This is a genomic window from Virgibacillus tibetensis, assembly GCF_036026595.1.
Taxonomy (GTDB): domain Bacteria; phylum Bacillota; class Bacilli; order Bacillales; family Amphibacillaceae; genus Virgibacillus_P; species Virgibacillus_P tibetensis.
Map to the genome: position 1 here is coordinate 130,027 of NZ_JARZFX010000008.1, position 20,393 is coordinate 150,419.

At 38.0% G+C, this 20,393-nt stretch carries 24 protein-coding genes and 1 pseudogene; 23 read left to right on the plus strand and 2 right to left on the minus strand.

Annotated features, from left to right (window positions below; all coding sequences use genetic code 11):
* Positions 1 to 171: 171 nt before the first annotated feature.
* The 7 genes from QGM71_RS15180 (at position 172) to QGM71_RS15210 (ending at position 7,232) form a co-directional block, all read left to right on the plus strand.
* A complete protein-coding gene (locus tag QGM71_RS15180) occupies positions 172 to 1,341 on the plus strand; it encodes a hypothetical protein (RefSeq protein WP_327608405.1) in 1,170 nt (389 codons plus the stop codon).
* A gap of 14 nt (positions 1,342 to 1,355) precedes the next feature.
* A complete protein-coding gene (locus QGM71_RS15185; RefSeq protein ID WP_327608406.1) occupies positions 1,356 to 2,600 on the plus strand; it encodes a metal-dependent hydrolase family protein in 1,245 nt (414 codons plus the stop codon).
* Positions 2,601 to 2,721: 121 nt separating this feature from the next.
* Positions 2,722 to 3,093 (plus strand): DUF4181 domain-containing protein, encoded by a 372-nt coding sequence (locus QGM71_RS15190; RefSeq protein ID WP_327608407.1) that lies wholly within the window; start codon positions 2,722 to 2,724, stop codon positions 3,091 to 3,093.
* 137 nt (positions 3,094 to 3,230) lie between these two features.
* Complete coding sequence (locus QGM71_RS15195) at positions 3,231 to 4,439, plus strand: hypothetical protein (protein ID WP_327608408.1); 1,209 nt, start codon at positions 3,231 to 3,233, stop codon at positions 4,437 to 4,439.
* A gap of 31 nt (positions 4,440 to 4,470) precedes the next feature.
* Positions 4,471 to 5,637, plus strand: a complete 1,167-nt coding sequence (locus tag QGM71_RS15200; protein WP_327608409.1) for a hypothetical protein — start codon at positions 4,471 to 4,473, stop codon at positions 5,635 to 5,637.
* The gene (locus tag QGM71_RS15205; RefSeq protein WP_327608410.1) at positions 5,630 to 6,529 is read left to right on the plus strand and encodes an ATP-binding cassette domain-containing protein; all 900 of its coding nucleotides are present in this window, start codon (positions 5,630 to 5,632) and stop codon (positions 6,527 to 6,529) included. Before QGM71_RS15200 ends, QGM71_RS15205 begins: the two co-directional genes overlap by 8 nt.
* Positions 6,501 to 7,232: a hypothetical protein gene (locus QGM71_RS15210; protein ID WP_327608411.1), complete on the plus strand. Its 732-nt coding sequence runs from the start codon at positions 6,501 to 6,503 to the stop codon at positions 7,230 to 7,232. The genes QGM71_RS15205 and QGM71_RS15210 overlap by 29 nt, the downstream gene beginning before the upstream one ends.
* Before the next feature lie 116 nt (positions 7,233 to 7,348).
* On the opposite strand, the pseudogene QGM71_RS21865 reads toward QGM71_RS15210, so the two are convergent.
* Positions 7,349 to 8,053: pseudogene (locus tag QGM71_RS21865) on the minus strand (NAD(P)/FAD-dependent oxidoreductase); the annotation flags it as partial.
* A gap of 98 nt (positions 8,054 to 8,151) precedes the next feature.
* Between QGM71_RS21865 and QGM71_RS15225 the strand changes: the two are divergent.
* The 13 genes from QGM71_RS15225 (at position 8,152) to QGM71_RS15285 (ending at position 15,767) form a co-directional block, all read left to right on the plus strand.
* Positions 8,152 to 8,511: a rhodanese-like domain-containing protein gene (locus QGM71_RS15225; protein WP_327608413.1), complete on the plus strand. Its 360-nt coding sequence runs from the start codon at positions 8,152 to 8,154 to the stop codon at positions 8,509 to 8,511.
* Complete coding sequence (locus QGM71_RS15230) at positions 8,508 to 8,768, plus strand: metal-sensitive transcriptional regulator (protein WP_327608414.1); 261 nt, start codon at positions 8,508 to 8,510, stop codon at positions 8,766 to 8,768. Before QGM71_RS15225 ends, QGM71_RS15230 begins: the two co-directional genes overlap by 4 nt.
* Before the next feature lie 151 nt (positions 8,769 to 8,919).
* The gene (locus QGM71_RS15235; RefSeq protein WP_327608415.1) at positions 8,920 to 9,399 is read left to right on the plus strand and encodes a DsrE/DsrF/DrsH-like family protein; all 480 of its coding nucleotides are present in this window, start codon (positions 8,920 to 8,922) and stop codon (positions 9,397 to 9,399) included.
* Between the two features lie 185 nt (positions 9,400 to 9,584).
* On the plus strand, positions 9,585 to 9,887 hold the full coding sequence (locus QGM71_RS15240; RefSeq protein ID WP_327608416.1) for a rhodanese-like domain-containing protein: 303 nt from the start codon (positions 9,585 to 9,587) through the stop codon (positions 9,885 to 9,887).
* A gap of 12 nt (positions 9,888 to 9,899) precedes the next feature.
* The gene (locus tag QGM71_RS15245) at positions 9,900 to 10,472 is read left to right on the plus strand and encodes a sulfurtransferase TusA family protein (RefSeq protein WP_327608417.1); all 573 of its coding nucleotides are present in this window, start codon (positions 9,900 to 9,902) and stop codon (positions 10,470 to 10,472) included.
* Positions 10,473 to 10,500: 28 nt separating this feature from the next.
* On the plus strand, positions 10,501 to 11,628 hold the full coding sequence (locus QGM71_RS15250; RefSeq protein WP_327608418.1) for an MBL fold metallo-hydrolase: 1,128 nt from the start codon (positions 10,501 to 10,503) through the stop codon (positions 11,626 to 11,628).
* A 22-nt stretch (positions 11,629 to 11,650) separates the two neighbouring features.
* Entirely contained in the window at positions 11,651 to 11,878 is a 228-nt protein-coding gene (locus QGM71_RS15255; RefSeq protein WP_327608419.1) for a sulfurtransferase TusA family protein, read from the plus strand.
* A 47-nt stretch (positions 11,879 to 11,925) separates the two neighbouring features.
* On the plus strand, positions 11,926 to 12,708 hold the full coding sequence (locus tag QGM71_RS15260; RefSeq protein WP_327608420.1) for a sulfite exporter TauE/SafE family protein: 783 nt from the start codon (positions 11,926 to 11,928) through the stop codon (positions 12,706 to 12,708).
* A gap of 11 nt (positions 12,709 to 12,719) precedes the next feature.
* Complete coding sequence (locus QGM71_RS15265) at positions 12,720 to 13,079, plus strand: rhodanese-like domain-containing protein (RefSeq protein WP_327608421.1); 360 nt, start codon at positions 12,720 to 12,722, stop codon at positions 13,077 to 13,079.
* A gap of 91 nt (positions 13,080 to 13,170) precedes the next feature.
* On the plus strand, positions 13,171 to 13,560 hold the full coding sequence (locus tag QGM71_RS15270) for a DUF302 domain-containing protein (RefSeq protein ID WP_327608422.1): 390 nt from the start codon (positions 13,171 to 13,173) through the stop codon (positions 13,558 to 13,560).
* An 811-nt stretch (positions 13,561 to 14,371) separates the two neighbouring features.
* Entirely contained in the window at positions 14,372 to 14,653 is a 282-nt protein-coding gene (locus QGM71_RS15275; protein ID WP_327608423.1) for a hypothetical protein, read from the plus strand.
* Between the two features lie 56 nt (positions 14,654 to 14,709).
* On the plus strand, positions 14,710 to 15,180 hold the full coding sequence (locus QGM71_RS15280; protein ID WP_327608424.1) for a DinB family protein: 471 nt from the start codon (positions 14,710 to 14,712) through the stop codon (positions 15,178 to 15,180).
* 161 nt (positions 15,181 to 15,341) lie between these two features.
* Complete coding sequence (locus tag QGM71_RS15285; RefSeq protein ID WP_327608425.1) at positions 15,342 to 15,767, plus strand: OsmC family protein; 426 nt, start codon at positions 15,342 to 15,344, stop codon at positions 15,765 to 15,767.
* A 71-nt stretch (positions 15,768 to 15,838) separates the two neighbouring features.
* Here QGM71_RS15285 and QGM71_RS15290 read toward each other — a convergent pair whose 3' ends face one another.
* A complete protein-coding gene (locus tag QGM71_RS15290; RefSeq protein WP_327608426.1) occupies positions 15,839 to 17,020 on the minus strand; it encodes a D-alanyl-D-alanine carboxypeptidase family protein in 1,182 nt (393 codons plus the stop codon).
* A 245-nt stretch (positions 17,021 to 17,265) separates the two neighbouring features.
* On the opposite strand from QGM71_RS15290, the gene QGM71_RS15295 reads away from it, so the two are divergent.
* The 3 genes from QGM71_RS15295 to copZ are packed head-to-tail and all read left to right on the plus strand — an operon-like array spanning position 17,266 to position 20,199.
* Complete coding sequence (locus tag QGM71_RS15295; protein ID WP_327608436.1) at positions 17,266 to 17,568, plus strand: metal-sensing transcriptional repressor; 303 nt, start codon at positions 17,266 to 17,268, stop codon at positions 17,566 to 17,568.
* Between the two features lie 11 nt (positions 17,569 to 17,579).
* Positions 17,580 to 19,964: a heavy metal translocating P-type ATPase gene (locus QGM71_RS15300; protein ID WP_327608427.1), complete on the plus strand. Its 2,385-nt coding sequence runs from the start codon at positions 17,580 to 17,582 to the stop codon at positions 19,962 to 19,964.
* Between the two features lie 28 nt (positions 19,965 to 19,992).
* Positions 19,993 to 20,199, plus strand: a complete 207-nt coding sequence (gene copZ, locus QGM71_RS15305) for a copper chaperone CopZ (protein ID WP_327608428.1) — start codon at positions 19,993 to 19,995, stop codon at positions 20,197 to 20,199.
* The last annotated feature ends 194 nt before the right edge of the window (positions 20,200 to 20,393 follow it).

Sequence of the window (20,393 nt, forward strand, 5' to 3'; positions counted from 1 at the left end):
GTAATCGCTTTCTTAACTATATTAAAGCTATTCATGAAGCATAGCAGTAATCTGAAATTCGACTAATTAACTAAATAGAGTAATTCCACCTAAAATAAATACTCAGAAACCGCATGGACAATCTAAATTTACGATGTTATATTTAGAAAATTATTAATGAGGAGGGTTAAAATGCTCAGTATTCCGATTATAGCTACTGCTATAATTTTCGCATTAATCGCACTAGGAGAATGGATTTCAATTATCTCCAGAGCCCGAATACCGATGTTGCTTACTGCAATGGTTGGTTTTCTGGCGATGAAGTGGTCAGGCATCTTTCCAGAAGACATTCTGGACAAATCAGGCTTCGCAGCATTGGGAGCTATTTTAATTGGACCGGCAATTGTTCATATGGGAACATTGATACCCTTCTCGGTACTTAGAAGTCAACTAAAGGCAGTTGCAATTGCATTAGGTGGCGTTGTTGTATCGGGTATTTTAATCTTAACGATTGTTCCATGGGTATTTGATTACCAGACTGCTGTAGCAGGAGTAGGACCTATTAGTGGGGGAGTAATTGCTTTAATTATCACATCTGAAAAACTGACTGAGATTGGACAATCAGCTATTGTGGTTATTCCTGCATTAATCGTTGCTTTTCAGGGTGTAGTGGGGATGCCTTTAGCGTTAAATTTCATGCGGAAATATGCTTTCAATATCCAGAAGGAAATGGATAACGGTACATTTGTACCAATGAATGGAGCAGATGATTCTATTATTCAAAAACAGTCAGAAGAGAAAAAGAATCCATTGAAATCAAGCATGACCATGAAGCTGTTTTTTGTATTTGTTGGTGCAGCCCTTGGAGTGGCACTTGGAGAGATAACACCTGTCAATTATAGTTTATGGTGTCTGGCAATCGGTATCTTCGGCTTAAAGCTTAATGTATTTGAAGGGAAATCTTTGGAGAAAGCAAACTCATTCACCATTACTATGATTGCTATTATCTTTGTTGTTATAGGTACAATGCAGGATGTTACACCTCAGCAGGTATTAAATAACCTACCAAGTATTCTGCTAATATTAGTGCTTGGGACTATTGGAATTTCCCTTGGGGGATATATCACTTCAAAACTTGTTAAATGGCATCCATACAAAGGTATGCCAGTAGCATTGACAGCCCTATTTGGTTTCCCGGGTGATTATATACTTTGTGAGGAAGTAAGCAGAAGTATAGCCAGGAATGAAAAAGAGGAGAAAGCAATTTTTGATGAATTGTTAACACCTATGTTAATTGGTGGATTCACAACTGTTACTATAGCGTCAGTAGTAGTTGCTGGACTAATTGTACAAACTTTATAACTGGAGGAATAAACATGGCTATTAAAATTGTGAAAAATGGGTTAGTGATTGATGGAAATGGTGGAGAGCCAAAAAAGGATAATGTAATTGTAGTTGATGGGGAGCAAATCGTTTATGCAGGACCTGAGCGGGATTATAAATCTACTGGTGAAGAGATAATTATTGATGCAAAAGGTGGAACTATTCTACCGGGCCTGATCGATACACATGTGCATATGATGATGGAATTTTCGCCGGTTGCCAACAGGCTGGAAACACCATTCGCGTATAAGTATTACCAGGCAGCAAACTATCTGAAGACCACGTTACATGCGGGAGTAACTTCCGTACGTGATGCGCTAGGTACGGATTTAGGAGTGAAGAAGGCTGTGGAGAACGGACTCATTCCTGGGCCAAGGTTACAGTTAAGTATAAATGCACTAACCATTACCGGTGGGCACGGTGATGGATATACTGTTTCTGGTAATACTGTAGATCTATTGGACTCGGATTATCCTGGTATGCCTAGTGGGAAATGTGATGGTGTTGAAGAGGTGCGTAAGAAAACTCGTGAAATGCTGCGTGCTGGAGCCGATGTAATAAAAGTTCATGCAACTGGCGGCGTATTAAGTGCTACTGACCATCCTGAGTTCACCCAATTCTCGCTGGAAGAATTGAAGGCAATCGTTGAGGAAGGCCAATTTCGCAAGGGCGTGAGGGTTATGGCCCATGCCCAAGGTGCAGAAGGAATTAAAAATGCTGTAAAGGCTGGCATTCATTCAATCGAACATGGTATTTTTCTGGATGATGAAGCAATCGAGTTAATGAAGGAAAACGGTACCTATCTCGTACCTACTTTGCTTGCTCCTGTAGCTGTTCTGGAAACTGCAGCAGAAACTGGTATGCCAGATTCTGCCGTGCAAAAATCAAAAGAAGTCATTGAACATCATAAAGCAAGTTTTACAAAAGCCTATGAAGCAGGTGTGAAAATTGCTATGGGTACGGATGCCGGGGTCATGAAGCATGGTACAAATTTAAGAGAACTTGGGTTAATGGCAGATGCGGGTATGACACCAATGGAAACAATAGTAGCTTCAACTAAAACAGCTGCAGAATGTCTAGGTTGGGAGAGTAAGGTTGGTACATTAGAAGCAAATAAGCTTGCAGACATTATTATTGTTAAAGGAAATCCATTAGAGGATATTTATTCACTAGCTGATAATGATACCGTACAGGTAGTTATTAAAAATGGAGAAGTAGAAAAAAACACACTTATTTAAGTTAGTAAGTGTAAAGATTTTTATTAACATTGAAGAAACACATCGGTCAAAGCAGATCGATGTGTTTTTTATGTTAAATTGCAGTTACTGTCCATAGAAGGATGGAGGGGGAGTTTGTTACATGAATCCTTGGCTGTGGTTACTTATACTAGTTGCAATTATCTATGGATTTTTATCTCAGCGCTGGCTGGGGAAAAGGTTCGGCATTAAAAGAAGTGAGCGACTTGTCTATCAGCATGTTAATAAAATGCATAAGATAGTAGAAAGATTATTAATAATTGGAATTCTGTTGGTTATGTTCTTGTTTTTGTTCTATTTTCAGGGTGAAGACATTGGCCCGTTATTAGCAACATTCTTTCTCACTTTATTCAGCGTCCGTGCCTTCATAGAATGGAAGTTTGAAAGAACTCGGAAGGAATACATCTTAACGTTAAATGCCTTAGCCATATTTATTTTCTGCTCGTTGGTATTTTTCACATTTCGATTTTCCTAAAGGCAGAACGTGTGAAATGAATTTCTATGAAACTATTTACCGAGTTATAACGTATAGCACGCTAATAGGAAACTGAATATTTACATAAATAACGAGACTGCAATAATTATGACTTAGTTTTTAAAGGGGAAGCGGTAATGAATCTATCCTTGTTTAGACATGAATTTAAGGTTATGTACAAAAGTAAAAAGAACTTACTGTTTGTTTTGTTTTTGTCTGCACTGCTTGTAAGTTATTGTTTCGTAATTTTACCAAATGACCAGACTACGGATTCGTTTGATCCCGAGAAAGTGATCCAGGAGCTAGAGGAGCTGGCAGCAGAGCAAGCAGCAATTGAAGATAGAGGTGCTACAGGTTTCGGTTTATATACTGGTTTGGCTTACTATGCCATGAATGATGCCTACTATAATTTACATACTAAGATGGTTACAGCGTTTGAAGATAAGGACTTCACTCGATTTCTCCATTTAAGATCTTACTCCGTTCAAAACCACTTAAGTAATTTTCATGAAGATCAGATAGAGGCATTCTTAGAGTCTCCATTTCCTGGAAAAGATAGATCACATCACTTTCACAAGACAATTATGCGGTATCAGTCATATCTGGATATGGACGCTCCAATTTCTTATGCAATGATCGAGCAAAAGACTGCACTTCAAACATTACTGAACATTGTATCCAGTAACGTTATCTATCTGATCCTGTTTTGCGCCATTTATTTCAGCAGTGATATTATATTACGCGATAAAGATAATCGTACAATACTCCAAGGCTTGCCATTGTCCTGGTTTCGCTTGATGAATATAAAAACGCTTGCTGTATATTTATATACAGTTCTAGTCTTACTAATATTAATCATCTTAGGGATAATAATGATTTCTCTTCAGAATGGCCTGGGTTTTATCAATATACAAATTCCCGTCATGATTGCCCAGAGAGATTTCAGCATGAATGATTATGGAACGATATCATATTTTTCCTTTATGATGAAAGTTATGTGCCTTGTTTTGATTATAATCTATTTATTCATTCGTCTTAACACACTACTCAGTTTAATCTTTAAGAATCAAGTGATTGTATTGATGGTAAGTACATTTGTCTTGTTTTCCGAAAGTATTTATTTCTCGAGAAGAACGCGTGAATTGTTTGGTATAGAGATTAATAAGTTTCCTCAAACGTATTTTGAATTCGGGAAGGTTGTCTCCGGGGATAAGAATTTCTTAGTCAATCTGGAAACGATCACGTTTGAGAATGGAATTACTGTACTGCTCAGCACGATTCTTATTATTGAAATTGTACTGTATGTCGTTTCACGGGTCGTAAATAAACGTCGCTTTTATAAATAAAACGGCCACTATTGCACAAGGAGTAACGCATATGTTATGGAATTTTTTTCTGTTTGAAACTAAATTAATTCTACGTAATCGAAAGAATTTATTCTTGGGGTTATTTCTCTTGCTGTTTTTTTGGTTGTTTTTCTTGTATTACAGTCAAACGGAACCAGAATCATTAGAAGACCAAAAAAGACAGGAAGCTAATGTGATAGATTCGATATTCCATTCATTTCCTCTGACACAAGAGGATATGCCAGAGGGACAGGCAATTTATCAGAATTATGTGGAGCAGTCATCCTTAATAAACTTTCAAATATATTATTTAGGGCTGGACGATGCTAGTGAGGACTATATTGAAAACGGTTTGAGATTAAACGAGTTGCGAGTGGAAGCTCTAGAACTTGGCAATAGTGGCGTTCCTGATTACCTCCTAAAAACAGAGGAAGAAATCGTAGAAGAAAATGCTCTTCTAACACATATCCAAGAGCATCAATTACCTCTTCAGCCAGATGTTTTCGTAGCAAGTCACTTTCTCGTTGTCGCGCTAAGTATAATGAGTGGTTTTTTGTTTTATAGTGTTGTCCTGCTCAGTGGCAGTGAAATACTCGTATATGAACAGCGGCACCGTTCCGTAATGAATGGATTTCCGTTAGGGTTCATGAAAAGGATTCATGCAAAAATCAGTATTCATTTTATATACATTTTCACCTTCTTAATAGTAGGTTTATTCGCTGGTGGTTTATATGCCGCCAAGGAATCAGGAGTTGGAGATTTTTCCTATCCGGTGTTAATTTATCAAAACGGAGGCTTTGAGACTATCTCGACGATTCGTTATTTCCAGTATGTCCTTTTAGCGGCTGCCCTGACAACGCTTATGGTTTTATACTTATCCGTTTTACTGAACATGATATTTAAAAATGCATATGCTAGTGTGCTAATTGGACTTGGGTTATTTTTCCTGCCAGATTTAGTAATGGCTATGGGTGTGGAAACCACGCTGTTGTACACAATTAAATACGTTGACTTCTCCAGCGTATTATCTGGTCATTCAGCGGGTGAATCAGGAAACACTAAACTGGATTATTGGCATGCGATGCTTGGCTTACTTGGCCTTATTATATTACTTATCAGTATGATTTACGCGAAACTTAAATTTTCGTTTTTTCCGAAAGCTCCAGCGTTATTAAATAAGGAGGATAGCAATGCTTAAATTAAAAAATGTTTCCGTTGCATACAAAGAAAACAAAGTGTTGGACAACTTATCCCTAACCGCAAGCAAAGGAGAAATTATTGGTCTTGTCGCTCCGAATGGCACTGGAAAAACGACCTTGTTCCATGTCATGGCAAACTTTCTCAAGCCGGATTCAGGCAATGTGATTTTCAACGAGAAAAATAAGTACAAATCCGAAAAAGAAGAACTAACCATCCATAAACAGCTGGCAACGTTTCCCGATCAAAGTGATTTGTTTGATGAACTTTCAGGGGTAGATCATATGAAGTTGTATGCGAATATGTGGAAGGGGACAACAGATCACATCCAAGGGATCATTGAAGAATTACATATGACAGACTATGTGAAACGTAAGACACGCACCTATTCTTTGGGAATGAGACAAAGGCTCTGTTTCGCCATGATGGCAGCAGCAGACACGCCAATTATGCTGATGGACGAAGTGATGAATGGCCTCGATGTAGCAAATGTAGCGTTGATTTCCAACCGGTTAATTAAAATGAAAAAAGAGCAGAAATTAATATTTGTAGCTTCTCATCTATTAGAAAACCTGGATTTATATGCTGATCGAGTACTTTTTTTAAAGAACGGAAAAATCATTCATGAACAAGATTTAAATGAAGATAATGAAACGTATCTTAAAATGGCCCTAAAACCTGAACAGTACCAAAAGCTAAAAGTCGATTACACATTGCCTGCTGAGCATCTTTATATCGCTAAACACTTATTATGTATTCCTGTACAGGAAATGAGTATGACAGAACAATCAAAATGGATTGAGCGGCTGCTTTCTTTTAAAGATGAAGAATTGACAATTGGACCCTTGGGGACGGTGGAATACTATGAAAAATATTACCATGAAAAGAAATAATCTTCGCTTGGAGGGGGCAAAAAACAGGCAGAAACTCCAAATTACAGCTATTCTTATCAGCCTAGCTGTGTTGACAGGCTGTGGTCCGGTCTTTCAGAAATCACCTTCTGAAAAAGTGAAACATTATCAAGCTAATTTTGAAGTTATAGGCAATGAAAAAGATGAGATGCTGGATAATTTTAGTGAGACATTGTATGAAACGGGTACTCGTGATAATACGGAAGCTAAAGAAGTTATTATTGACTTCATAGATAAGTCTGAGGAATTCTCTGTTCCTTCAGGCAGGTATGAAATCAAGGGCGACATAACAGGGAATGTATATATTTATGATGGAAGTGGAGAACTTTTATTTCATGATATATTAGGCAGTGCATATGGTGTTTCCAGCATTACTGTAGATTTAACGGACGCACATACGATACATGTCGATGGATTGGATTACGTGTCTGTTATTCCTGTTCCCACACAGCTTACAACAGAACTTTCAGCTGGTATTTGGGAAGTAGGAATAGATATTGAGCCAGGGAACTATACAATAACCGGTCCTCATGGAGGATTTGGTTATTTGCAAATTTTTGATCCAATTGGTGGATCCCAAGTATTTGAGGTGATTAGTACATCAACTGAAAGCAATATTCACTTAAAAGAAGGACAGATACTGCGGATTACAGGCATATCGATGATTCATTTTAAATCAAAATAAAATGAAGCCCTTAAGGCTCCTTTATCAGAAGAATTTTGCTCTATAAAACTCTCTGACAGCAAGAGCCAAGTCCAGCTCCGACGGACAGGACCCTAGTTCCGATGAAGTTACAGGATCAGTTTCAATCCAATTGGTGAGGCGCCAGGATAGGCGACATGTGAAACTGGGTGTAAATGAACTACCTCATAAGATATATGTAGACATTTCAGTGCTTTCTCATTATTACCTATTGTAGCTACGATGTAAAAAAGACTTTTTGAATGGAGGTTCCTAGTGTTCCTTTATATGCTGTTTTCCTTCCATAGATATTATCAGCTGCTATACGTCCTTGGCGTTTTGCTGGCCAAGCTAATGGAATTATAGTTAGTTGTTCATTAGTCTAATCCATAACCTCTATGGCATCCTCGCCTCAATAGCCTAAATATTAGGGTCATTGGTTTGTAAATAGTCATTTACCAGTATACCACCGCGTTCCCCCATGTGTAATCCAGCTTCGACTGCAAGTTCATTTTCTGGACGAACCTCAATGGACAGAAAAATTAAATCCGTTTCCACTTCCAGACCATTTTGAGTAACGACCTTTGCTCCATTGTTTTTAAATGATTTAACACCTTCGCCTAAGATGAGCCTATGAAACCGCCACCTACAACTACGGCGTGTTAAGGCTTTTCATTATCAATATAAGCTTTAACATGACCGTTATCAGGAATATTTCTTAACGTGAAAAGTGCTTTTACTTCATCAATTCCAAGGTTAGGTGGTACGATAGGACGGGCAGCTGGAGAAAAGGTTAATTCATCATACGTTTCTTCATAGAGTTCAACTGACTGCAGATCTTTAACATTAAAATCACACCCGTTGACAAAATACCTGCCAGGGTATATTATTAAGAACATACTTTAATAAAAGGGAGATCACAATGAACGTACTAATTATAATTTTTATAGGTTTTTCCTTTTTATTTCTATATAAAAGGTATATGCCAGTATGGGGAATGGTCAAATACGATTTAACTTATACGCACTATTCTAAAGAAGATGTAATTATATTAGATATTCGAGACTATCAGACTTCATGTCGTGAAACTAAAGATGGCACTTTTTGTATTCCGCTTCCGTATTTGAATCGGCATTTTACTGATCTGCCGGATAAAGCTATTATTCTTGTTGCATCTAGTCATGTAGAGAAGAACTTAAGTGCAAGGATTTTAAAGAATAAAGGAATGCGGGTTATCGGATATCACTTAACAACAGATGAGAGAAAGGAGTGTTTCGGATGAATTACGATACCCAAGTGAAAAATAGAATGAAGCGAATTGAAGGACAGGTTAGAGGCTTACTGAAAATGATGGAAGAAGAAAAAGACTGTCGTGAAGTAGTAACCCAAATGTCTGCCGTAAGAAGTGCTATGGATCGTACTGCAGCGTTAATTGTCAGTACAAATCTGGAACAATGCATTCGAGAAGAGAAAGAGAATGGAAGTAGTTCTGAGGACCTTATTAAAGAAGCAGTTGGCTTACTTGTTAAGAGTCGATAAGCAGTTGACAAATAGGTTTTTAGAATTTAGGATAAGAAGCGGGTTATGTGAAATAGAAGTAACCCTATTTTTTTAAGTAATAAAATACCCATACTGGTATACGTGTTATTGATAACGTTAATTAATTATAAAAAGAAAAGGGGAAATCGAAATGTCTGAAAAGAAAAAGACCACAATTGTATTATTTAGTGGAGAGTACGATAAAGCAATGGCTTCGTACATTATCGCCAACGGAGCTGCAGCTTATGACCATGAAGTAACCATTTTTCATACGTTCTGGGGTTTAAATGCACTTCGAAAGAACGAACCTGTATCACTTAAGAAAGGTTTCATGGAAAAGATGTTTGGGAAAATGATGCCTAGAGGCGTCGATAAAATGGGCCTTTCCAAGATGAATTATTTAGGAATGGGGCCAAAAATGATTAAAGGCGTCATGAAAAAGCATAATGCAATGACTCTACCTCAATTAGTAGAAATGGCTCAGGAACAAGATGTAAAACTGATCGCTTGTACCATGACAATGGATTTGCTGGGATTACAAAAAGAAGAACTGCTTGATGATATTGTTTATGCAGGTGTTGCAGCATATATTGGTGAAGCGGAAGAGGGAAATGTAAACTTATTTATTTAGCAGTAAAGAAAGTATAACCATATTTCTTTCTGCATAAGTGCAACTAAGGCATCGCCCAAAGGCTTGGCGAATGCCAAGTTTTCTAAAATTTTTTAGGTTATATTATACCCATACCCGTATATTGCAACAATAATTAATTATGAGTAGGGGAATTTAATAGTGAATTATTTAGGAGGGAAAGAGTTATGAAAGATATTACAACAAAGGAACTAGAACAAAAAGTGAAAAACGGGGAACAAGTTAGCATTATTGATGTTCGTGAGGATGACGAGGTAGCAGGAGGAAAGATTCCAGGCGCAAAACATATCCGTTTAAGTGAAATTCCAGAGAGATTGGATGAAATAGAAAAAGATCAACATCATTATATGATTTGCCGTTCTGGTGGTAGAAGTGGAAGAGCATGCGAGTTTCTAATCGAACAAGGATATGATGTAACCAATATTGCTGGTGGCATGCTGGTCTGGGAAGAAGAAGTAGAGAAAAAATAAGGAGGAGTTTACATGGGTATTACTGCCAATGAATTTTTGGATGCAAAAGGATTGGCGTGTCCAATGCCGATTGTTAAGACAAAGAAAGCTATTACAAACCTGGAACCAGGTCAAGTAATCGAGGTTCAAGCCACTGATAAAGGATCTACAGCAGATATGAAAGCATGGGCAGACAGTTCTGGTCATCAATACCTTGGAACTGTCGATGATGGCGATGTATTAAAGCATTATTTAAGAAAAGCAAATGAAGATGAACTGAAAAATGAAACGAAACACGAAAATGTGATAGATCTGGAAGAGCTCCTTAGCAAAATAGATGGGGAAGAAAATATTTCTATCATTGATGTGCGCGAACCAGCTGAATTTGCATTTGGACATATTCCTGGAGCAGTAAATATACCCCTTGGGGAATTGGAAGATAAACTTGAGGAAATAGATGAAAATAAAGAACATCATATCGTTTGCCGCACAGGCAACCGCAGCGACTTAGCTGCAAAAAAAATGAGTGAAAAGGGCTTTGCAAACGTGAAGAACGTCGTCCCTGGTATGTCTGGGTGGGATGGACCAAGTGATAAATTTTATTAACATTTTAATCAAGGAGGGGAAAGGAAAAATGAAAGTGATGACATCAAAAGAACTTGGAAGCAGAATTGTAAAACAGAAAAAAACATTAATCCTGGACGTTCGAAATACAGATGAATTTGATGATTGGAAAATCGAAGGCGGTATAGTGGAAGTGATTAACGAACCCTACTTTAATTTGCTTGATGGTGTGGATCCAGTTGCCCAAAAGCTAACCAAAGACCAAGAGATCATCGTAGTCTGTGCAAAAGGCGGCTCATCAGAGATGGTAGCCGAACTACTGGAGGAAGCAGGTTTCACCAATGTTTATAATTTAGAAGGTGGGATGAGAGCTTGGAGCGAACATTTAGAGCCAGTAAAAATTGCCGATTTAAAAGAAGGCGGTAGTCTATACCAATTCGTTCGCTTAGGAAAAGGTTGTCTTTCATACTTCGTTGAATCAAATGGTGAAGCAGCAATTGTGGATACTGCTCGCATGACAGATGTATATGAAAAATTTGCAAAAGAACAAGGTGTAAAAATCAAACACTTAATTGATACACACTTACACGCAGATCACATTTCTGGCGGACGTAATCTTGCAGAGAGAGTAGGAGGTACGTATCATTTACCTCCTAAAGATGCAGATGAAGTAATGTTTAAATACGCCCCACTTGAAGAGGGAAATGATATTATCGTGGGAAATTCGGCTGTAAAAGTACAGCCGGTATATTCTCCTGGGCACACGGTTGGTAGTACTTCATTTATTATTGATGATACGTATTTATTAACAGGGGACATTCTATTTGTAAAATCAATTGGACGTCCTGACTTAGCTGGCAAAGCAGAAGACTGGGTTGGAGATCTTCGTAACACACTTTACAAGCGTTATAAAGAGTTATCCGATGATTTAATTGTACTTCCTGCACATTATTCATTTGCAGAAGAATTAGGAGAAGGTGGACGTGTATCCGCACGATTAGGTGATCTTTATGAAAGAAATGCTGGATTACAAGTAGACGATGAGAACGAATTCAGAAAAATGGTTACGGAAAATCTTCCGCCACAACCGAATGCATACCAGGAAATCCGTGAAACAAATATGGGAAAAATTAATCCAGAAACAGATATACAAAAAGAAATGGAAACAGGCCCAAACCGTTGTGCGGTTGAAGGCTGAAATATAAGAGGAGGATTTAAGGATGGAATCAACTAAAGTATTAGACGCAAAGGGAATGGCATGTCCAATGCCAATAGTTAAAACAAAAAAAGCAATAGCTGAAATTAACGCTGGTGAAATTTTAGAAGTACATGCTACAGATAAGGGTTCTAAAAGCGACCTCACAGCATGGGCTAAGTCTGGTGGACATGAATTGTTAAAAGATACAGAGGAGGGCGAGGTTTTTAAATTTTGGATTAAAAAAGGATAATTGGAGACCGCGGAAGGGTCCCCTCTTAATACAGGGGGAAAACAAAAGTGGAATATAGTGTCATATTTGTCATTACCATCTTTATTATTGGTTTTATTGGTTCCTTAATATCTGGAATGGTAGGAATAGGTGGATCTATTATTAAATACCCGATGTTGTTATACATTCCTGCAATGCTCGGTTTTACAGCATTTACAGCCCATGAAGTCTCTGGTATCAGCGCTATTCAGGTTTTGTTTGCAACAATTGGTGGAGTTTGGGCATATCGTAAAGGTGGCTATCTAAATAAAACCTTAATTATTTATATGGGAGTCAGCATCTTAATTGGTAGTTTCATCGGAGGTTACGGTTCCCGGCTTATGACTAGTGAAGGAATAAATTTTGTCTATGGGATGCTCGCCACGATTGCAGCAGTTATGATGTTCGTACCTAAAAAAGGGCTCGATGATATTCCACTGGATCAGGTTACCTTCAACAAATGGTTAGCAGCAGTACTTGCATTCATTGTCGGTGTAGGAGCTGGTATTGTAGGCGCAGCTGGTGCATTTATATTAGTGCCAATTATGCTAATTGTATTGAAGATACCAACACGAATGACAATTGCTACCTCATTAGCAATTACATTCATATCATCAATTGGTGCCACTACTGGAAAGCTCCTGACAGGACAGGTTTTGTTTGTTCCTGCTGCTGTCATGATTGCTGCAAGTTTGATTGCAGCCCCGATTGGTGCGAAATATGGACAAAAAATAAATACAAAAAGTTTGCAATGGATATTGGCAATATTAATTTTAGGTACTGCAATAAAAATTTGGGCAGACTTTTTCTAGGGGGAAGTTAAATGGAAGTAGTACAATGGATTATTATTATTTTTGCAGTAGCTTTTATTATAAATCGATTTATACCTGCAAAGGGTGTAACTAATATAACTGTTCAGGAGGCAAAGAATAAAATTAAAGATAAAAACATACAGTTTGTTGACGTGAGAACGCAAGGTGAATACAAATCAAATCATCGTAAACCATTTAAGAATATTCCCCTTTCACATGTCGCTCAAAAATCTGGTGAGTTAGATAAAGATAAGGAAGTAGTCATCATTTGTCAAAGTGGAATGAGAAGCATGAAAGTAGCAAAAATCCTAAAGAAACAAGGTTTTGAAAAAGTCGCCAATGTTAAAGGTGGCATGGGTGCCTGGGTCTGAAAGTGAATAGTGATCTGTTAATTCAAATTTGACATTAGTAATGGACTATCAGCTAAGTAAGTTAGCAACTAAACAAAGGAGATGAGTTCATATGTTTCATTATACAGTTGAAACTGACAAAACAATGGAAGAAGCAATTCAATCCCTTGAAGCTAGTTTAAAGGAAGAGAAATTTGGAGTACTGTGGCAGTTTGATATTAAGGAAACACTACAGAAAAAAGGGTTTGACTTCGATCAGCCATACCTTGTTCTAGAAGTGTGTAATCCAAAAGAAGCACAGCGTGTTTTATCTGAGAATCAACTGGTAGGTTACTTCCTGCCCTGCAAAATAGTTGTTTATGAAGATAAAGTTTCTGGAAAGACAAAAATAGGAATGCCAAGACCGACAGCATTAATCCAAATGGTAAATGAAGGCGACCTGAACGATTTTGCTGCAGATATTGAAGATAGGTTAATAGCCTGTATAGATAATAGTATTTAATATGGTTTAGTTCAAAACTGTTTTCTAGAAGAATGTGACATTGGTTATTTTCCCACAGAAATATGTTGTGTTGTTCATAGGAAACCGGGCGTTCGCCAAGTCTTTGGGTTAATACCTTAGTTGCACTAATCATGCTTTTTTATATGCCAACTGCTTAATCTTAATTTGCAGTTGATAGAAAATGCTACATCGTACGCCACCGCTCTGGAAATACACTACGCTTTTCGCGGGCGGCTGGTGAGCTTCTTCATGCTGACGCATTTCAGAATCTCACCTATGCCTTTCCTCCCGCAGAAGTCTTCGTGTATTTCCTCCGCTAGGCATTGTGCAATGTTATAAAAAATTCACTTAATGCTTTATAAATTTCGCTGTGGTCAGCCGACTCTTGCGGAAAGCAACAAAGCTTTTCGGTGGGGCGAACCAAAGGTGCAGTCCCAAAGCTTTTCGGTGGGGCGAACCAAAGGTGCAGTCCCAAAGCTTTTCGGTGGGGCGAACCAAAGGTACAGCCCCAAAGCTTTTTGGTGGGACGATTAATCCCAGTCCCTGCTAAAGACCCCACAGTAAAGCTCGGCAATATTAAATTGCACGAAGAAAATGCGGATGTATTTTGAGGAATGTTGCATTCCCGCAGCTAAAAATTTAGGAAACCTCTATCAGCGGAGGCAGAATACGCAGACTCCTCGAAAATAAAAAGCTATTTTCTTCGTGCGAGGAATTTTCGCTGAAGCATTCCTTATCCTATGGGAACAGCACGTGTCCGAAGACCCCGGAAGAAGCGTTCTTTGCTTCTGAGGAGGCTAAGGCCGTGCCCATGGAAAGCGAAGTGTTCTGCCGAAGCGAATTGAAGCACTATATCATCATCAGAAAGAGAAAAAGTGCCATGAAAGAGAAATTTCGTTACTTCGTCTTATATATAAATAGCGATCTATGGGAAATGGGTCAATTTCAAGGAACGGCAGAGTTATATTTTTTCCTCTGCCGTTTTTTTGGGCTCAAGAAACCTTTTATGGCGGTTTTAGTCGGTCTTTATCTTCAGCGATGGTTAAAAGAAGAGGATTACTTCCTGAGTATTAAAGGTATCTGTATAGTATGAATAGAATAATGGATACAGGTGCCATTTATGCACCAATTTCAACGGAGGTGTCTTTCATGGAGGAAACTATTTTTAGACATATGAAAAAGGTACGTGGTATTACGGAGCAGCAACTTAGCCAGATACCGGAAGAGCTGGCGGATAAAGTACCAGTGGGATTTAATAATAATATGAGATGGAATTTCGGGCATATTGCGTTAATTCAAGAAAAATTAGTATATGGGGTACGCAATGAGAAGATGGAGGTTCCCGAAGCATTTTTTAATTTTTTTGGCCCCCGAACGAAGCCAGCTAATTGGAAAGGCACACCACCTTCCCTTACTGAAATAGCTACTGTGCTTTCAAATCAGAAGAAAAGAATAGAACTATCCCATTCTGGACTACTGGAGGAAGAACTTGCAGTGCCTTTTACAAATGGAATGGGACTAACCTTTTATACAACTGGTGAAACACTCTTGTTCAGTTTCTACCATGAAGGAAGGCATTTAGAAACAATTAAAAGGATAGATCGTGCGCTTAAAGCCTAATTACTTTTCAGGAGTCAATCCATGAGAAATGATGTATTACTTCAACCGGAAACTTTATTTACACCCATTTATGCACAATGCAATTATTCCTTCTGTATGAATTACAGCATATCGTTAAAAATACGTCTAAAGCTAATACATGAAAAAAGGAGGAATGTAGGATGGAATTAACAGTAAACTGGAATAGAAAAATGGCTTTTTCTAGTGTAACTCCGTCAGGGCATGAAGTTATAATGGATGCAGCAGAAAGTGCTGGAGGAGAGAATTCAGGTGCAAGACCAACAGAATTACTTTTAAACGCGGTTGCAGGATGCACAGGAATTGATATTATTTTGATTTTGAAAAAAATGCGGTTAGAGCCACTTACTTTTACGATGGACATAAAGGGAGAACGTGCTGAAGATCATCCAAAACGTTTTACACTGATTACTATTCATTATGCGTTGGAAGGAGATCTCCCTGAAGACAAGGTGATTCGAGCGATAAACCTATCGAAAGAAAAATATTGTTCTGTTTCACATACCTTGAGTGCCGAGATTGTGGTTACTTATTCGATAAACGATGTTCCAGGAAAACAAAAGATATAGCTGGTTGATTAATCATGCAATAGATAGGATGAGAAAAGGTGTGCAGAGGCTTGTACACCTTTTCTCGCATGTTAGCTGTATTTTCGTTTGAAGCGGTAGAAGATTCCAAGGATCAGGATGAATAGTAACAGCAAGTATGCTGGATTGAAAGGAAAATAATCAAAAATAGATTTAGAATCTGTGTCCTGGATAGAGGTGTTTTTCATGGCAGCTGATGCTTCCCTATCATTCTTATTATTAACTTTTTCTAATGGATAAGAAGCTATAACTTCACCGTCCCGGCTGGAGATTTCCAAAGTTCCATTTTCTGATACATCTTCCCTTACTTCCTCAGTTAAGGGGTACGTATAAGCTAGTTTCTCTGGAGCAGTAAATACTTCATCCCCGGCAGCAAATTCAGCTCCCTCTGGTACAGTAGCAGTTCTGAATTGATCAAATCCATAATCCAGTAAGTCCATTGTATCGTTGTATACTGCATTCTGATTATTATTCTTGAGTGTTACAGCAATTAAGTTTAAATTCTCTTTCTCAGAAGTCGTTATTAATGTAAAGCCAGATTTGCTGACATATCCATTTTTCCCACCAGTGATTCCATCATAAGGGATCTCACCTTTAACTAATTTATGATGGTTTATTATAGTAGTGTCCCAAGTTTTTCCTTCCCACTCTAGTTCTCGTTTGCTGAAAATCTCCATAAATAGATCATTCTTCATTGCATATTGGGTTATTCTTGCCAGATCTTCAGCAGTTGTGACATGTTCAGGGTCAAAGAGACCGTGGGGGTTTTTAAAGTTGGTACTGTCTGTCCCTAGTTTATTTTTAAAATAAGCTGTCATATCCGAAGAGAAATTCTCCACGCTTCCACTTAAGTGCTCTGCGATTGCTACCCCGGCATCGTTACCAGAATTAATCAACAACCCTTTTATAAGTTTCTCCAAAGAAACTTGTTCACCTTCTTCTAAAAAGACACTTGTACCTTCTGTATTTCTAGCATTACTGCTTACAGTTGCAATCTCATCAAGGTCAGCTGTTTCGATAACATAAATAGTTGTTGCTATTTTAGTTAAACTAGCAGGATACATTATTTCATCTGCATTTTTATCGTAGAGTATTTCTCCTGAATCTGCTTCCATTAAGATGGCTGCCTCACTTAATAATGTTAGTTTAGGAGATTCAGGTCCACTGTGGGCACTAACAGCTGCTAACGGATTTATTGCTAGAATAGCTATTAGAATTATAGTTATTTTTTTCATATTTGCACCTACCATAGAACGTGTTTTTTTTATGTATTAAAACTCTTTATCCTTAGTAAATCGTTATTAGTTATCAATTATTATGTCATGAAAATGATATATTTTTATTAAAGTAATGGATTTTTAATATAATTTAAATGATTTGTAATAATAATGGAGAATTATAGAAGCTAAACAAATTACTTGACCTTTATACTGTAGGGGGGTATAGTATGAGTATAAACGAAATAGGAGTGGTGGTTCATATGGAAAATCATTTACGTGACCAGCCGGTAACACCTCGAACGGATAACGAGAAACAAGCTTTAGTGAATCGATTAAAGCGGATTGAAGGTCAAGTACGGGGAATTCAAAAAATGGTTGAAGAAGATCGTTATTGTGTAGATATATTAGTGCAAATCAGTGCCATTAATGCAGCCTTGAAGAAAGCTGGGTTTTCGGTAGCAGAAAGACATACAAAGCATTGCGTTAGTCATGCCGTTAAGTCTGGTGAAGGTGATGCTGCAATTGAGGAACTAATGGATGTCATGAAGCAATTTTCGAAGTGAGGAGGGTAACAATGAGTGAAGCTAAACAAATTACTGTTGGCGTAACTGGGATGACCTGTGCCGCCTGCTCATCTCGTGTCGAGAAGGTTTTAAATAAAATGGATGGCGTAGAGGCACAGGTGAATTTAACGACAGAGAAGGCTAGTGTGAATTATGATCCAGAAACAACTTCAGTAAATGATATTACTGCTAAAATAGAAAAGATAGGATATGGTGTACACTTAGAAAAAGTTGAATTTGACGTAACTGGTATGACCTGTGCTGCTTGTTCATCTCGTATTGAAAAAGTGTTGAATAAGCAAGAGGGCATAAAACTTGCTACGGTAAATTTGACGACAGAAAGTGCATCCATAGAATATAATCCTGGCATGATCGAGGAAAAGGATATTGTTGGCAAAATTCAAAAACTTGGGTATGATGCAAAAGAAAAAGCGGATAAAGAAGAGAAAAAAACACAAAAAGAAAAACAGCTTAAACGAATGAAAACAAAATTAATCGTTTCAGCTCTGTTATCTATTCCATTACTTGTAACAATGTTTGATCATTTATTAGGGATAAATTTACCGCATCTGTTCATGAATCCGTGGTTTCAGTTTGTATTAGCCACTCCCATCCAATTTATAATCGGTTGGCAGTTTTATGTAGGAGCATACAAAAATTTGCGTAATGGTGGCGCAAATATGGATGTATTAGTTGCGCTAGGAACTAGTGCTGCTTACTTCTACAGTTTATTTGAAGCAATTATGACCATCGGCAATCCAGGCTATATGCCACATTTATATTTTGAAACAAGTGCAATTATAATCACGTTGATTTTATTTGGTAAGTATTTGGAAACAAGTGCAAAGAGCAGGACAACTTTAGCTATTTCAAAACTATTAAATTTACAAGCGAAGCAAGCCCGCGTACTAAGAAATGGCGAAGAAGTAATGATACCAGTCGAAGAAGTAATTGTTAGCGATCATATGGTTGTAAAGCCTGGGGAAAAGATACCCGTAGATGGTATAGTTGTAAAAGGCAGAACATCTATCGATGAATCGATGATAACTGGTGAATCTATTCCAATTGAAAAAGATGTTAAAGCATCGGTTATTGGTTCTACCATCAATAAAAACGGAACGATAGTTATGGAAGCTACAAAGGTTGGTAAAGATACAGCTCTTGCATCAATTGTTAAAGCAGTAGAAGATGCACAAGGGTCAAAGGCACCCATCCAACGTTTAGCAGACGTTATATCCGGATATTTCGTGCCCATTGTGGTAGGAATTGCTGTCGTTACATTTATTGTATGGTTCACACTTGTTCAACCTGGTAACTTTGAACCAGCTTTAGTAGCTTCTATAGCAGTACTTGTAATCGCATGTCCATGTGCGCTAGGATTGGCTACACCTACTTCAATTATGGTGGGAACTGGGAAAGCTGCCGAAACTGGCATTCTCTTTAAAGGTGGCGAGCATTTAGAGCTTACCCATCAATTAGATTCCATTATATTAGATAAGACTGGAACAATAACAAAAGGGAAACCAGAAGTAACCAACTTTACTGGCGATGATGAAACATTGAAATTATTAGCTAGTGCAGAAAAGGGCTCTGAGCACCCATTAGCTGATGCGATTGTTGCTTTTGCGACTGAGAAGGAAATAGAATTGATTGATGTAGAAGATTTTAATGCAATACCGGGTCACGGTATTAAAGCTGTCATTTCCGGCGAGCAAGTACTTGTCGGTACGAGAAAATTAATGAATGAAAATAACATCGAAATCAGTCATGCAGAAGAAGAATTAGTGGATTATGAGACGAATGGAAAAACAGCTATGCTTATTGCAGTAAATGGGGAATTCCGCGGTATTGTTGCTGTAGCCGATACAATTAAAGATACTGCTGTTCAAGCGATTGAACAATTGAAAGAACTAGGTTTAGACGTTATCATGTTGACAGGTGACAATGAAAGAACCGCACAGGCAATTGCAAAACAGGTTGGTATTGATCAAGTGATTGCACAGGTATTGCCTGAGGAAAAAGCGGATAAAGTTAAAGAAATCCAATTAAAGGGTAAAAAGGTAGCAATGGTGGGTGATGGTGTAAATGATGCGCCGGCATTGGCGATTGCAGATATTGGGATTGCAATAGGAACAGGTACAGAAATTGCAATTGAAGCAGCTGATGTCACTATCCTGGGTGGTGAGCTATTACTCATCCCTAAGGCAATTAAACTAAGCAAAGCTACCATAAAAAATATCCGTCAAAATTTATTTTGGGCATTTGCCTATAATAGCGCGGGTATCCCGATTGCTGCTATTGGACTATTAGCTCCTTGGATTGCTGGTGCAGCCATGGCATTTAGTTCCGTAAGTGTTGTTACCAACTCACTTCGTTTGAAGAGGGTTAAAATATAATTATAATTTAGAAAGGGGAAAAAGAGTTATGCAAACTACATTAGATGTAAGAGGAATGACTTGTGGCCACTGTGAAAAATCAGTAAAAGGCGCAATTGAAGAATTAAACGGGGTAACAGGTGTTGAAGTACACCTTAATACAGGTAAGGTAGATGTTACGTATGACGATGCACAGGTTGCTGTTGCCGATTTACGAGAGGCAGTAGAAGAACAAGGCTATGATGTAGTAGTTTAATCAAAAGTAAGAGCCGGTTTCCTTTTATAGGAATCGGCTCTTATTTTTTTTATAGCTCTCGTAGCAAGTTTTGTTTTACAATTATATGGATTTAATCAGCCCAAAGGGTTGAACGCTGAATAAACCGGGTTGAACACGGGATAAAGCTGAACATACGCTGGATAAATTGGACCGAACGCGGGATTAAGCAAGCT